Origin of the sequence: Stutzerimonas sp. R40042 (assembly GCF_026642215.1) — a bacterium.
Taxonomy (GTDB): domain Bacteria; phylum Pseudomonadota; class Gammaproteobacteria; order Pseudomonadales; family Pseudomonadaceae; genus Stutzerimonas; species Stutzerimonas frequens.
Window position 1 is genome coordinate 3,297,539 of the sequence record NZ_CP113258.1, and the last position, 13,720, is coordinate 3,311,258.

A 13,720-nucleotide genomic window follows, 5' to 3' on the forward strand; every position below is an offset into this window, starting at 1 on the left:
CCAACTGACCAACCGGCGGCGTTCCGACGTCTACGACTGAAGGCGGAAGGGATGCCGCCCATAGAGCAATGGCGTTACAGGCAGACAGATCCGACGATGACTGCCAGATGTATAGCCGGCAATGCGCTCCGACCCACACCGGTGGAGGTCTGCTCTTAGCTCCGCCAGGCTATCGCGTCTAACTGGCCGGAACTGCGCAGTTCTACGATTGCGAGTGGCAGCTGGTCCCAGAGATCGCCGATGTTCAACCAACGCTCCAAGACTTCGCTGGTGTTCGCACTGCTCATCGCCCTGCTGATGGGCTGGGGCAGCCATACGACCTCTTGGCTGATCAGTCCGGCGCAACATTCATTCCGCAACCACGATCATCATCACGTTCATGCGGTTGAGCAGGTGTCCAGCTGCGCCCTTTGCGAGTTGCAGCATGTGCACTCGCTCGGGGAGCACATCCACGAAACCCCTCATCCCATGCTGCTGAGCCTGTCTGCGCAACCCGAGCGTGCTGGCGTGCCTGCCTGGCTGCGCCCTGCCTTACCGGAAAGCCCGGTGTCGCGCATCGAGCGCCCTCCTCGCACCTAGCCTCGCTCTGATGGCGGTCACCTGCGGTGACCTGTTCTCACCAGCTCAGGACAATTTCATGCATTCGCAATCCCTGCGCGGGCTCGCTGCGTTCTACGCACGCCTGCGCCACTCGCTGCTGCCAGTATTCGGCACGCTGCTGTTCTTCTTCGTGCCCGACGCACTCGCCCATGGCGTGGCCGAAGGCGACAAGGGCTTCATCCAGGAAAGCTCCGGCGTGATGCTGCTGCCGTTCATTTACATGGGCGCCAAGCACATGATCACTGGCTACGATCACCTGCTGTTCCTCTTCGGGGTGATCTTCTTCCTCTACCGACTCAAGGACGTGGGGCTCTACGTCACGCTATTCGCGGTCGGCCACTCGGTCACGCTGCTGCTCGGCGTGCTGATGGAGATCAGCGTCAGCGCCTACGTAATCGACGCCATCATCGGCTTCTCGGTGGTGTACAAGGCGCTCGACAACCTGGGCGCCTTCCAGCGCTGGTTCGGCTATCAGCCGGATACCCGCGCGGCCACCCTGGTGTTCGGCCTGATCCACGGCTTCGGCCTGGCCACCAAGATCCTCGACTACCAGATCGCCGCCGATGGCCTGATCCCCAACCTGATCGCCTTCAACGTCGGCGTCGAGATCGGCCAGCTGCTGGCCCTCAGCGCTATCCTGATCGCCATGGGCTACTGGCGGCGCAGCGCCGGTTTCTGGCGCCACGCCTACACCGCCAACGTCGCCATGATGAGCGCCGGTTTCCTCTTGATGGGTTACCAGCTCACCGGCCTGATCGTGTCCCAGTAAGGAATTGTTCGTATGTACAACAACCATCGACCCGACCTGACCGAACTGCCGAGCAGCGCCCAGCTGCTGCGCTCCACCATCATCGCCCTGATCGCCGCCGGCGTGCTGCTGGTAACCGTGGTGATGCCCGCCGAGTACGCCATCGACCCGACCGGCGCCGGCCGCCTGCTGGGCCTGACCCAGATGGGCGAGCTGAAACACACCCTGACAGAGGAGGCCGCAGCACAAGCGCAGCCACCGGCCACCGCAGCAACGGCGGAACCTGCGGTGGTGAAACCGGCCCAGGAGGAACCTGCAATCGCTCAGGCCGAGCCAACCCCGGCCGCAGCACCTGCGCCTGCCGAACCGGAACCGCCGAAAGTCGCCAAGCAGCAGCACGAGGTGAATCTGACCCTGAAGCCCAACCAGGCCACCGAGATCAAGTTGGAGATGAAGGAAGGTGCCAAGGCGAACTTCCACTGGACGGCCAACGGTGGACGCCTCAACTATGACACCCACGGCGATCCCTACAAGGCGCCAAAGGGCTTCTACCATGGCTACGGCAAGGGCAAGAACACACCGGAACAGAAGGGTGAGCTGGTCGCCGCTTTCGACGGCAAGCACGGCTGGTTCTGGCGAAACCGCACCGATGAAACGGTGAAACTCACCCTGCGCACCGACGGCGAGTACATCACCATCGAACAGGTGTTGTGAGCTTCCTTTTCAGCGCTCATGCGCCCGCTTGGGATGGAGCTGCTGTAACAGCCCAGACCTCGACGGCACCGGCGGTGCCGTCGAACGGGCTGGTGCTCAACCTGCCTTGAAGCGGCTGACGTTGTCCAGCAGGGTACCGGCCAGGTCACTCAGGCGGCTGGCGGTGTGGTGATTGCTGCCCACCGCTTCACCGTTTTCCTCGGCCATGCGGGCGATGGTGGTGACTTGCTGGGCGATCTCGGCCGATGCCGCGCTCTGCTCGCGCAACGCATTGGAAATCTCCGCCACGGTGGACAGCACTTGGTTGGCCGCTTCGCGAATGCCGCCCATGGCGTCGCCGGCACGCTGGGCCCGGGCGACGCCCTCGTTGACCTTGGTCACACCCTGCTCCATGCCCTGCACCGCGCCCTCGGTGCCCTGCTGGATGGCCGCCACCATCTGCGCGATTTCCTTGGTGGAGTTGGCAGTGCGTTCGGCCAGCTTGCGCACCTCGTCGGCCACCACGGCGAAGCCGCGGCCCTGGTCGCCGGCACGGGCGGCTTCAATCGCCGCGTTCAGCGCCAGCAGGTTGGTCTGCGCGGCGATGTCGCCGATCACCCCGACGATCGCGGATATCTGTCCGGAGCGCTCGCCCAGTTCGGCCACCGTGCGCGCCGAATCGCTCACCGAGACGGCGATCTGGCTGATCTCCTCGACCACCGCGGCCACGATCTCGCCACCCTGGCGCGACAGTTCGCCGGAGCGATGGGCCAGAGCATCGGCTTCACCGGCGTTGCGCGCGATGCTCTCGATGCCCACGGTCATCTGCTCTACTGCTGCCGCCATGCTCGAGGCCGCATCACTCTGGCACTGCGAGGCCACATGAATCTGCCCCGAGGCAGTGACCAGGCTGCGCGCCGAGTCGGCGACGTGATCGGAATTGTCCTTGATGCTGCCGATCAGCCGGCGCATGGCCTCGGCCATGTCGTTGAAGCTGCCGGCCACGTAGCGCAATTCATCGCGTGCAGCCAGGTCGATGTGTGCCGTGAGATCCCCTGCGGCGAGTCGTTCACTGCCTTCGCGCAAACTGCGGATGCTGGTCATCACCGACAGGTAGGCACCGATCGAGAGATAGCCGATCACCGCCAGTACCACCAGCAGGACGGCCAGATTGCCATGAAGCATCAGCCGGGCATCGTCGATCCGCTGCTGCAGCAGGCTGTCCAGGCTGGGCAGCAGGACGTCGCGCATCTGTGCGTAGCCGATGTTGATCGCGTCGGTCGCCATGTCGAAGAACTGCGCCGATGAGGTGCTGGTGAAATCTCCACGCATGACCATGGCCTGCACCACCGCATCGATCGCTTCACCGCGCTCGTGCATGGTGGCGACTGCACGGCTCAGTTGCCCCTGGAGTTCAGGCCGCTGGGCGATGACCTTGGCGATGCTGCGTTCCATGTCCGCAGTCGCCGACCTGATCTCCTCGGTCAGGACGATCAATGCGGTACGTTGCTGATCGCTCATCTCACCCTTGGCCAGCACCGCCGAGGCACTGCCGCGCAAACGGCCCAGATACTCGACCAGAAACGGCATGCGGTTCACTGCCGTGGTCATCAGGTAGTAGGTCTGCGGCTCCGGATCGAAGGTCAGGCCGTAGGCATCCGAAAGTAGCGTCTGGAATGTCAGCAGCTCGCCGATCAGCGCGGTATGCGCCTGAAAATTCTCGACCTGGGTCCAGTTCAGGCCGGCGCGCTTGATCTCATCCCAGCGGCGGCCGATGTCTTGCCACTCGCGCAGCGTGCGCTTGTCTTCGGCGAGCGCCCGCTCCATTTCCGCCAAGGCAGTCGCGACGCTGGTCTGCAGCGCATCGCGACGCCCAGCCACGGTGGCGTTGCCGCCCAGCAGCATCGACGAGACGCCGCGGTGCTGCTGGGTCAGCTCGATCAGGCGGGACAATGGTCGTGCCAGCGAGGACGCCACCAGCTCGCTTTCCGCACGCTCGATGGTGCGATTCAGCTGACCGGCAATGGTCAGCATCAGACTGGCGAAGGCAAGAAACACAAGCAGGCCGATCACACCGAACTTGACTGGATAACTGAGCCGATTCATCAGCAGCTCGGCAGGCGAGAAGAGGAGTTTCATGGGGAGGTTCCTGGGCGGTACGAGGCACTGCACGAAGCCGTTCGACGTCGTGTCGCTCCAGGTGCTGGAGCCTCTGCCGGCCACATGATTTTCTGGAGCTGGTTCGCAAAATACTGAGCCGACCTGGCGGTCACCCTGACCAGAATCAAGATCATCGTCAGATTCAAGGCGCCAGCAGAACGTCCGGAGTTACGCGTCGATTCTCCGACTGGCGCACCGTGCCCTTGGCGAACTCCGGCGCGCGGATGCAATCCCACCACCCTGGGCATCTCCTTCTTCGGCGGTAGAGCTTTACCTGCGCCCGCAGGCGTGAATAATGCCGCCCCTTTTCGACGCAACGAGGTAACCATGACGGCGCCAGCCACCGCAGCGACTCCGCCCCTGTCCGCCCGTGCCGTACTGCTGATCGAACTGGCGCTGGCCATGGGCGGCTTCGCCATCGGCACCGGCGAGTTCGCCATCATGGGCCTGATGCCCAACGTCGCAGCGGGGCTGGGCATCAGCGAACCCCAGGTGGGTAACGTGATCAGCACTTATGCGCTGGGCGTGGTGGTGGGTGCGCCGCTGCTGGCGATCCTCGGCTCGCGGCTGTACCGCCTACACCTGCTGCTGTTGCTGATGGGCTTCTTCGCCCTGGGCAACTTCGCCAGCGCCCTGGCACCGGACTACGCGACGCTGATGATCGCCCGCTTCGTCACCGGCCTGCCTCACGGGGCCTATTTCGGCGTGGCAATGCTGGTGGCAGCCTCCATGGTGCCGCCGGACAAGCGCGCCCAGGCCGTGGCGCGGGTGCTGATGGGCCTGACCGTGGCGATCCTGATCGGCAACCCACTGGCCACCTGGCTCGGCCAATGGCTGAGCTGGCGCTACGCCTTCGCCCTGGTCGGCGCCATCGCCCTGCTGACGGTACTTCTGGTGGCGCTGTTCCTGCCGCTCAACCGCGACGAGCCGCGAAACAGCCCGCTGCATGAGATCCGTGCGTTCAACCGGCCGCAGGTCTGGCTGGCCCTGGCGATCAGCTCGATCGGCTTCGCCGGCATGTTCTGCGTATTCAGCTACATGGCGCCAACGCTGCTCGAAGTCACTGGTGTCAGCGCCGGCTGGATTCCCTTCGCCCTCGCCGCCTTCGGTCTGGGCGGCATCGTCGGCAATCTGGTCGGCGGCTGGCTGTTCGACAAGCTGCGTTTCAAGGCCGTCGCCTGGCTGCTGCTGTGGAGCGCACTGGTGCTGCTGATGTTCCCGCTGGCCGCGCACTCGGTGTGGACGATCTTTCCGGCGGTATTCGCGGTAGGCACCATGGTCTCGCTGTCGCCGGCGCTGCAGACCCACCTGATGGATGTCGCGGCGGACGCGCAGACCCTCGCCGCGGCCTCCAACCACGCCGCCTTCAACATCGCCAACGCCCTTGGCCCGTGGTTGGGCGGACTGGCGATCACCGCCGGTTTCGGCTGGACCTCCACCGGCTATATCGGCGCCGCCACGGCTGTGGGCGGCCTGCTGGTGTTCGCCTGGGCCTGGAAGATCGAGCGCGCGGTGCAGGACGCCGGCGCCAGGCCGGCGACCTGCTGCTCCTGAGGCCGTAGCCGTCCGCCGGTGGGGACAATGGCGCGCAACATGCAGTAATCAGTGAAGCGATGGCCCGCCTTGCAGATCATTCGGCAAGCGGGTCCTATCTACGATTCCTGATTTCGAGACCCTGACCTTGCAGCACTTCTACCTGTTCCGCAGCAAAGCCCGGCGGATTTGCCTGTTGCTTATTACCCTGTTCGCCGTCGGGCTGCCGGTCGGCTGCTCGGTGCTCGAACAGAAGGAGCGCGAGCTGGTGTTCCGCATCGAGCCGGGCAACGCGTCCTGGTTCAGCGGCCTGCCGCGCGGCGTCGAGGAGCTGCAGCTGACCGATTCGGCATTCGGCGACGAGCAGAACATCCATGCCTGGTGGTGGCCGGCGGCCGACACCGACGCACCGGCGCTGCTCTACCTGCACGGCGTGCGCTGGAATCTCACCGGCCATCTGTTCCGCCTCGAGCAGCTGCGCAAGCTGGGCTTCTCGGTGCTGGCCATCGACTACCGCGGCTTTGGCCAGAGCCTTGGCGACCTGCCGTCGGAGCGCAGCGTGTATGCCGACGCACGCATCGGCTGGGAACGCCTGAAAGTATTGCAGCCGGACGCCAGCAAGCGCTTCATCTACGGCCATTCCCTCGGCGGCGCGGTGGCTGTCGACCTGGCCGCCGAACTCGGGCAGCAGGCCGAGCGCGACAGCGTACCGGCCGAGGCACGCGCGCTGATCATCGAGTCGACCTTCACCTCGCTGGCCGACGTGGCGACAGCCGTGTCCGACACCTCGCTGCCGGTGCGCTGGCTGCTGTCGCAGAAGTTCGATTCGCTGGAGAAGATCGATCAGATCGGCATGCCGCTGCTGGTGGTGCACGGCACCGATGACCGCTATGTGCCGCCCCGCTTCAGCGAGCAGCTGTATCAGGCTGCGCGCCAGCCCAAGCAATTGCTGCTGGTCGAGGGCGCCACCCACAACAACAGCCTGCGCGTGGCGCTCGGCGCCTATGGCCGAGCGCTGCAGGCGCTGCTGGAATCGGGCGGGCAACGCCTGGGTGCCGCGCAGCCGCCCCTGGTGAAAGCAGCGGAGCGCGGCTGACACGTATTAGCGCTGCGCCTCCAGCCTCTCGAGCAGCGCACGGTGGAATTCTTCTGGTGCCTCGACCTGCGGTGAATGCCCAAGATCAGGGAAGGCCACCAGCGTCGCATCCGGAATCATCGCGGCAGCCTGGCGACCCAGCTCGGGATAGTTGCCCAGGCGCTTGGCGACATCCTCCGGCGCACGGTTGGCGCCCGGTGCGGTGCGATCCAGCCCGCCGATCAGCAGCAAGGTCGGCGTCCTGATCCGCGAAAACTCATGGATCACCGGCTGGGTGAAAACCATTTCCGAGGTCTGTGCCTGGTTCCAGGCGACCTGTTCCTTGCCGTCCCCGGCATACATTCCGGCGAGCATGCCGACCCAACGGTTGTACTCCGGCTTCCAGCTGCCGTTGTAGTAGAACTTCTGCTGGTAGGCCTTGATGCTGTCGAAGTCGGTCTTCAGTTCCGACTGGTAGAGCTGATCGATCGAGGCGTACGGCACGCCTTCAACCTGCCAGTCTTCCAGACCAATGGGGTTGACCAGCACCAGCTGCTCGACTCGCTGTGGGTAGTTCAGTGCCAGTCGCGCGGCCAGCATGCCGCCCATGGAATGGCCGATTACTGTGACCTGCTCGATGTCTTCCTGCTCCAACAGCGCCTGGGTGTTGTGCGCCAGCTGGGCGAAGCTGAACTGGTAACCCTCGGGCTTGCTCGAGCTGCAGAAACCGACCTGATCGGGAGCGATCACCCGGTAACCGGCCTGGCTGAGCACCTCGATGGTGCGCTCCCAGGTCGCCCCGCAGAAGTTCTTGCCATGCAGCAACAGCGCCGTGCGGCCGTTCGCCTTGCCCTGCGGCTCGACGTCCATGAAGGCCATTTCCAGCGCCTTGCCTTGGGACTCGAAACGGTAGTGCTTGAGCGGGTGCGGATAGCTGAAGCCTTCCAGCTGCGGGCCGTATGCGGTTCGGCTTTCGGCCAGCAGCGGCAGGCTCAGGGTTAGACCGGCGGCAAGCGCCATGGCGGACACGGCTGTTTTCACGCGCGACTCCTGTTCGGTACGAATCGGGAAACTCCGTACATAGGAATGCATTCGTGCAGCCGGGTTCGCGGTCGGATTGCGACAATGCATGTCCCGACCGCGTCAGCCCATCTCTTCGCTTACAGACGGAAGCGCCCGACCAGCTGGTTGAGCTGCGTCGCCAGGCGCGCCAGCTCGTCGCTGGCCACCGAGGTCTGCTGCGCGCCGGTGGCGCTCTGTTCGGAGATGTCGCGGATGGCCACCAGGTTGCGGTCCACCTCGCGCGCGACCTGCGCCTGCTCCTCGGCGGCACTGGCGATCACCAGGTTCATCTCGTTGATCTGCCCGACCCGCTCGGCGATCAGCCCCAGCGCCTGGTCGGCCTCACCCGCCATACGCTGGCTGCGCGCGGCAAACTCGCTGCTCTGCTGCATGTCGCGCACCGACTCCTCAGTAGCACCCTGAATGGCGCCGATCATGCGTTCGATCTCCTGGGTCGAGCTCTGCGTGCGCTGGGCGAGGTTGCGCACCTCGTCGGCGACCACCGCGAATCCGCGTCCGGCCTCTCCGGCCCGCGCCGCCTCGATGGCAGCGTTGAGTGCGAGCAGGTTGGTCTGGTCGGCGATCGCACGAATCACATCCACCACCTGCCCGATGCTCGCCGCCTCTTCGGCCAGATGGGTCACGGTCGCTGCGGTCTGCTGCAGCTTGTCACTCAACTGGTCGATGGTCTGCCGCGTGGCGGTGACCTGCCGGCGTCCGTCGTCGGCGACTGACTCGGCATCGCGCGAGGCATCGGAGGTGCGATTGGCGTTGCCGGCCACTTCGTCGACCGCCGCGGACATCTCGGTGACCGCAGTGGCAGCCATCTGCACTTCCTCGTTCTGCTGATGGATGCCCTGGGCGGTGTGCTGGGTGACCGCGTGCAGCTCCTCGGCGGCTGATGCCAGTTGAGTCGCCGAGCCCTGGATGTCCTGCAGCGTATCGCGCAGGGTCTGCTGCATCTGGCGGATCGACCGCTGCACCTCGGTGATTTCGTCACGCCCGCGGCACTCGATGGCGCGGCTCAGATCGCCCGCGGCCACCGAGGCCGCCGCCTGCTTCAGCTCATCCAGTGGCCGGCTGATGCTGCGCAGCATGACCGTCGCGAACAGTCCACCACCTACCAGCAGCGCCAGCAACAGGCCGATATTTAGCAGGCGATTGCGCTGATAAAGCGCCTGCGCCTGCTCATACTCGGCCTTGGCCTCGCCGAGCTGCAGTTCGATCAGCTGGTTGAAGCCTTCGGAGATAGGGTCGATCAACGGGTACAGGTCGTTGATGACGAATGCCGCCAGGCGTTTCTCACTGTGGCGGTCCAACGTACGCTCGAGAGCATCGAGCGGCTCGTCCGCAGCCTTCATCAGCGTCTCGATACGCGAGGCAATCTGCCGCTCGGCATCGACCAGCCGAGTGTTCATGTAGGCGCTCCACAGGCGGCTGATCTCTGCACGCGCGCTGCGCACCTCGTCCCGTGCCTGCGGGTAGCTGAGCATGCCACTGCGGGTCTTGTGCGTGGTATCGACGATCTTCACCGCGTACAGATCGGCGATGAGCTTGAGATCGCGCAGCGGCACCACGCGATCCAGGTACACGGTGTTGAGACCGGCGACGCTGCGCTGCTGCGCGTTCAGCCCGGTCAGGCCGATGACCAGGCAGGCCGCGAGCATGGCCCCGACCAGCATCAGCAGGCGGGCTCGGATAGTCAGTTGCTGCATCATTCGTTCTTTTCCATATGGCGTGCCGTCCGATGGATCGGCAATTGGCAAAGGCATGAGGTTCGAATCGGCAGGCCAGACGACAGGCCGTGCCGCATGGTCCTGTTGCAGGACGCGTATCCAAGAGACGGAGCAGATGCGTGGCGAATTGTTGTTGAGCCCCCGCAGGTGCCGGCGGCCATCAAGGCCATATGCCAGCAAGCGAACTGCTATCGGCCGAGGACTTCCCGGCTTTAGCGAAAAGATCGTCGCAATAGGCATGCCAGAGCGGCCGGCGTGTCACGACAAGCGGAACTTTCGCGCCCGTGGTCGGCCGCCTCGGTCTTTTCCCAAATCGCCGTGGCATCAGCAGGACAGAAGTCCGCGCGACCGCACCGCCAGCGAATCAGCAGGCGCATGCGACTAATGGCGCAGCGCAGACTGTGCGCTGCCACACATCGTCCGGATGAGCAGGTGATACCTTCGCGCCCGACATTTTTCCAGCAAGGGATCTTTCGTGAAAACGCTCATCCGGACCGCCGCCCTGGCGCTGACCACTCTCGCCACCGGCCATGTGCTGGCCGACGCACAGCCGTCGCGCAACCTGGCCGAAGCGGTGAAGAATTTCTCCGACTACAACTCGCGCCTCGAACAGGCTCTGGCGCAGGGCCAGACGCCGGAAAACATGGCGCACATCCACGAGCTGACCTACACGTTGAAAGCGGCCCTGGAAAAGATCGTCGAGGAAATGGATGGCCTGAACGACACGCTGGAAGAGATCCACATCGCCTCGGAAGCCGAGAATGCCGACGACCTGAAGAGCTACGGCGCGGACTACCTGAAGACCGCGCGGACGGTGATCAAGTAACCGAGCTCATTCCGTCGCCCGTTACGCCGGGCGATCAGCGCTCGACCGGCACGATATCGAAGCCGATGCGGTTGTCGCTGATGACGCGGTATTCCAGCACCTCCCCCGCCTGCACCTGCGCCAGCTTCTCGCGGCGCAGGCTGAGCTTGCCGCACAGGGTGTCATCCAGCGGATCGGTGCCGATGCTGACGATCCGCGCACCGGCCGGCACCTGGAAGCGCACCATCTCACCGACATGAATGCGAGCCGCCAGCTGGCGATCGATCAGCACGGCGATGTAGCAACCGCCACCACGCAGGCCGAAGTCCCGCGTCACCACCACCTCGCCGGCGTTTTCCAGCGGCTGCTGGTAGGCCAGTACCCGCTCGGCCGGTACCGGCTCGATGTCCTCGGCGTCGGGCTGCCAGGACGAGCAGCCGACCAGCGAAAGCAGTGCGGTGAAGACAAGCAACGGGCGCATGTGAACTCCTTGTTCGGAAGACGAAGCGGCGAGCCGGACGATCGAGCATGCCAGAGCGGCGGATGATTGCTAGAGTCAGACCCCAGTTTCGTATCGATGACGGCAGGCGCAACGTGAATAACCCGGACGACGATCAACCCCGCTTCTGGCGCGACCCGGCCCTGCCGTTCCTCGAAGCGCGCGCCGTCGCCGACGGGCGCAAGGTCTGCTATGCGCCGCACTGTCACGAGACCTTCTCCATCGGCGCGATCACCGCCGGCGCCAGCACCTACTTCAACGGCGACGCCCGTGAACGGGTCGTCCGCGGCACCCTGGTCTTGATTAACCCGCAGACCGTGCATGCCTGCAACCCCATCGACGGCCAGCCCTGGTCGTACCTGATGTTCTATGTCGACAGCCGCTGGCTGGGCGCCCTGCAACACGAGCTGGGTGCGAGTCCCGACGGGACGTTCGTGCCGTACGGCCCCATCCAGAGCACCGACCCACTGCTTTTCAGCGCGCTGAGGCAACTTCACGCCACCTTGCTCGATCCGCGCGCCGACACGTTGCACAAGCAAAGTGCAGCGGTCGAATACTTCACCCTGCTGCAGCAGACCCTGGCTCCGTCTGTCGCCGGGCGCGGCATAGAGCCGATCGAGCAGCTGCGACGGGCGGCCGACTACATCGCCGAGCACTGCACCCGCGCGTTGCGGCTGGAAGACATCTGCCAGGCCGCCGGGCTGTCGCCGTCCTACCTGATTCGTACCTTCCGCCAGCACTACGGCATGACGCCGCATGCCTACCTGCTCAACCGTCGAATCCAGCGCAGCCAGCACTGGCTGCGCCAGGGCCGAGACCTGGCCGAAGTGGCGCTGGCCGCCGGTTTCGCCGATCAGGCGCATTTCCAGCGCACCTTCAAGCGCCAGCTCGCGGCAACCCCCGGCCAATACCGCGACCGCCCGGCGTCATCGGCGCGCCGCTAGCCGACCATGAGATACAGCGCGCTGCCGACCAGCAGCACGGCCATTGACCGGTTCAGCCAGCGCACTCGCTGCGGCTCCTGCAGATAGCGCGCGAGAAAGGCACCGGCGCCGGCCCAGCAGGCGATCGAGGCGTAACAGATCACGAAGTACAGCCCGGCGAACAGCCAGACCCGCAGTACGTCACCGCTCGCGGCGAACAGCCCCATGCCGGCAACCGACGCCAGCCAGGCCTTGGGGTTGAGCCACTGCATCAGCGCACCGGCGAACAGCGAAGGCCCGCTCGTGGCGCCTTCAGGCTGCAGCCGCCCGTCATCGGCTGCCAGACGCCAGGCCATGTAGAACAGAAACGCCACCCCGCCCCACTGGATCCCGCGCAGCAGTATCGGGGCGCGTTCCAGCAGCTCGTACAGACCGAGGCCGATCAACAGCAACAGCAGGGTGAAGCCGATGGTGGCACCGGCGACGTGACGCGCGCTGGCGCGAAAACCGAAACGCGCGCCGCAGCTCAGCGCCACCAGATTGACCGGCCCCGGCGTGATCGAAGAGGCCAGGGCAAACGCGGCCATTGAAAGATAAGGGTCCATTAGTACTCTGCTCGCCAGTCCGAAGATGGCTGCAGGCTACCGGCGTCGGCAACTCGCCTTATTGAAGGAAATTGCCCTACCGCCTCAGAGGTGGTGACTACCCGGATAGGGCCGCTCTTCCTCCAGCTCGCCGTCACGCCCGATGACTTCCACCGAAGCCGTGCGCCCCTCCATGAACGCATCCAGCGCGCTGTACATCTCGTCCTTCGTGAGGGTGCGCAATACCGTCTTCTGCGTCTGCTGGTCTTCAAGCTCCCAGCCGATCGCGGTAGGCCTGACCTGATAGATATCCATGATGACGTCTCCTGGCGCGAACTAGCCGCCGGCCGGCGGGCACAAAATGACCATTAGCTCGGCTCGTCGGAACCGTCCTGGCCGAGGATATCCGGATCGTCCGGAAGCACTTCAGGCTCATCCGGATTGTCCAGGCGCGACGGTTGTTCGTCGTAATCAGGATCTTCGCCGGGGTTCTTCTCGCCAGCGTCGGTCATGGTGACGTCAGGCTCATCGCCGGTCTGCGGGTCGTTAGCGTTCATGATCGCCTCGGCTTGCGGTGGTGGCTGTCATTCGATTGGAGGCGGCAAATATCACCGCGTTCGGCACGACAGGCACCGGCCGTCCGAACGGTGGACAGCATCGCCACGCCCGACGCCCTCGGCAGGCGCGACCATGCAACCGATTGCGCTGCCTGTGCGGCTACACCACACTGGCCACTCACACCCCACCGCAGTCGGAGATTCCATGCAGACACTCACCCCACAATCCCGCGCGGCCATTCTCGAAAACCCGGACGCTCTGGAATGCACCCTCTACCGCCCCGACGAATATGACGAGGAAGCGGAAGAGCAGGATCTCGGAGACGCGCGCATCGTCATCAGCGGCCCTTTCCAGGCGCCGACCGAATGGGATGCCAAGGACCGTGACGACTACTTCGACGGCACCGCGCCGGAAGCCTTCGTCATCGCCCGCATCGCCTGTCAGGCGGCACCCGATTCTGGCGTTTATTTCACTGCCGTGCCCGGCGACTATGCCGCGGTGACGGAAAGCCCAGGCAAGATCTCGATGTTCTACGTCTGGGACTGCCTGAACGACGCCGAAGGCCAGTACGTGCTGATCCGCGAGGAAGAAGACGAGGTCTGATTCACAAGGCAACGCCCACCTCACGGCTTCATGAGAACCGTAGGGTGGGCTTCAGCCCACCAGAATTACCGCAGATTCAGCGGTGGGCTGAAGCACCACCCTACAGCTGACCCACGAAAAGGAGCGGTCCGCCCTGCGTCG

15 protein-coding genes are annotated in these 13,720 nt (G+C 64.8%); 8 read left to right on the forward strand and 7 right to left on the reverse strand.

Going from position 1 to position 13,720, the window contains the following annotated elements; translation table 11 throughout:
• The first annotated feature begins 240 nt into the window (after window positions 1-240).
• From OUY36_RS15610 to OUY36_RS15620, 3 genes are read left to right on the forward strand one after another with little or no spacing between them, the layout of a single operon-like run.
• Window positions 241-579, forward strand: a complete 339-nt coding sequence (locus OUY36_RS15610) for a hypothetical protein (RefSeq protein ID WP_267934989.1) — start codon at window positions 241-243, stop codon at window positions 577-579.
• A 58-nt stretch (window positions 580-637) separates the two neighbouring features.
• Window positions 638-1,369 (forward strand): HupE/UreJ family protein, encoded by a 732-nt coding sequence (locus OUY36_RS15615; RefSeq protein ID WP_267934991.1) that lies wholly within the window; start codon window positions 638-640, stop codon window positions 1,367-1,369.
• 12 nt (window positions 1,370-1,381) lie between these two features.
• A complete protein-coding gene (locus OUY36_RS15620; RefSeq protein ID WP_267934993.1) occupies window positions 1,382-2,062 on the forward strand; it encodes a transmembrane anchor protein in 681 nt (226 codons plus the stop codon).
• A 96-nt stretch (window positions 2,063-2,158) separates the two neighbouring features.
• Here OUY36_RS15620 and OUY36_RS15625 read toward each other — a convergent pair whose 3' ends face one another.
• Window positions 2,159-4,180 carry a methyl-accepting chemotaxis protein gene (locus OUY36_RS15625; RefSeq protein WP_267934995.1) on the reverse strand — a complete coding sequence of 674 codons (2,022 nt, stop codon included), beginning with the start codon at window positions 4,178-4,180 and terminating at the stop codon, window positions 2,159-2,161.
• Window positions 4,181-4,528: 348 nt separating this feature from the next.
• Here OUY36_RS15625 and OUY36_RS15630 point away from each other — a divergent pair, with 348 nt between their 5' ends.
• Window positions 4,529-5,755 carry an MFS transporter gene (locus OUY36_RS15630; protein ID WP_230725523.1) on the forward strand — a complete coding sequence of 409 codons (1,227 nt, stop codon included), beginning with the start codon at window positions 4,529-4,531 and terminating at the stop codon, window positions 5,753-5,755.
• 127 nt (window positions 5,756-5,882) lie between these two features.
• The gene (locus tag OUY36_RS15635) at window positions 5,883-6,830 is read left to right on the forward strand and encodes an alpha/beta hydrolase (protein ID WP_267934997.1); all 948 of its coding nucleotides are present in this window, start codon (window positions 5,883-5,885) and stop codon (window positions 6,828-6,830) included.
• A gap of 6 nt (window positions 6,831-6,836) precedes the next feature.
• Here OUY36_RS15635 and OUY36_RS15640 read toward each other — a convergent pair whose 3' ends face one another.
• Both OUY36_RS15640 and OUY36_RS15645 read right to left on the reverse strand, forming a co-directional pair.
• A complete protein-coding gene (locus OUY36_RS15640) occupies window positions 6,837-7,850 on the reverse strand; it encodes an alpha/beta fold hydrolase (RefSeq protein ID WP_267934999.1) in 1,014 nt (337 codons plus the stop codon).
• A gap of 119 nt (window positions 7,851-7,969) precedes the next feature.
• On the reverse strand, window positions 7,970-9,589 hold the full coding sequence (locus tag OUY36_RS15645) for a methyl-accepting chemotaxis protein (RefSeq protein ID WP_102839944.1): 1,620 nt from the start codon (window positions 9,587-9,589) through the stop codon (window positions 7,970-7,972).
• A 493-nt stretch (window positions 9,590-10,082) separates the two neighbouring features.
• Between OUY36_RS15645 and OUY36_RS15650 the strand changes: the two genes are divergently transcribed.
• Window positions 10,083-10,433 (forward strand): DUF6746 family protein, encoded by a 351-nt coding sequence (locus tag OUY36_RS15650; RefSeq protein WP_102839943.1) that lies wholly within the window; start codon window positions 10,083-10,085, stop codon window positions 10,431-10,433.
• A 34-nt stretch (window positions 10,434-10,467) separates the two neighbouring features.
• Here the strand turns inward: OUY36_RS15650 and OUY36_RS15655 are convergent, their stop codons facing one another.
• A complete protein-coding gene (locus tag OUY36_RS15655; RefSeq protein WP_267935002.1) occupies window positions 10,468-10,893 on the reverse strand; it encodes a 3-isopropylmalate dehydratase in 426 nt (141 codons plus the stop codon).
• A gap of 113 nt (window positions 10,894-11,006) precedes the next feature.
• Here OUY36_RS15655 and OUY36_RS15660 point away from each other — a divergent pair, with 113 nt between their 5' ends.
• A complete protein-coding gene (locus OUY36_RS15660) occupies window positions 11,007-11,855 on the forward strand; it encodes an AraC family transcriptional regulator (protein WP_267935004.1) in 849 nt (282 codons plus the stop codon).
• Here OUY36_RS15660 and OUY36_RS15665 read toward each other — a convergent pair.
• The 3 genes from OUY36_RS15665 to OUY36_RS15675 form a co-directional block, all read right to left on the reverse strand.
• A complete protein-coding gene (locus OUY36_RS15665) occupies window positions 11,852-12,439 on the reverse strand; it encodes a LysE family translocator (protein ID WP_063542645.1) in 588 nt (195 codons plus the stop codon). The genes OUY36_RS15660 and OUY36_RS15665 overlap by 4 nt on opposite strands.
• An 84-nt stretch (window positions 12,440-12,523) precedes the next feature.
• Entirely contained in the window at window positions 12,524-12,733 is a 210-nt protein-coding gene (locus OUY36_RS15670) for a hypothetical protein (RefSeq protein WP_063542643.1), read from the reverse strand.
• A 53-nt stretch (window positions 12,734-12,786) separates the two neighbouring features.
• Complete coding sequence (locus OUY36_RS15675; protein ID WP_110776275.1) at window positions 12,787-12,975, reverse strand: hypothetical protein; 189 nt, start codon at window positions 12,973-12,975, stop codon at window positions 12,787-12,789.
• A 205-nt stretch (window positions 12,976-13,180) separates the two neighbouring features.
• Here OUY36_RS15675 and OUY36_RS15680 point away from each other — a divergent pair, with 205 nt between their 5' ends.
• Window positions 13,181-13,579: a hypothetical protein gene (locus tag OUY36_RS15680; protein ID WP_200593346.1), complete on the forward strand. Its 399-nt coding sequence runs from the start codon at window positions 13,181-13,183 to the stop codon at window positions 13,577-13,579.
• The last annotated feature ends 141 nt before the right edge of the window (window positions 13,580-13,720 follow it).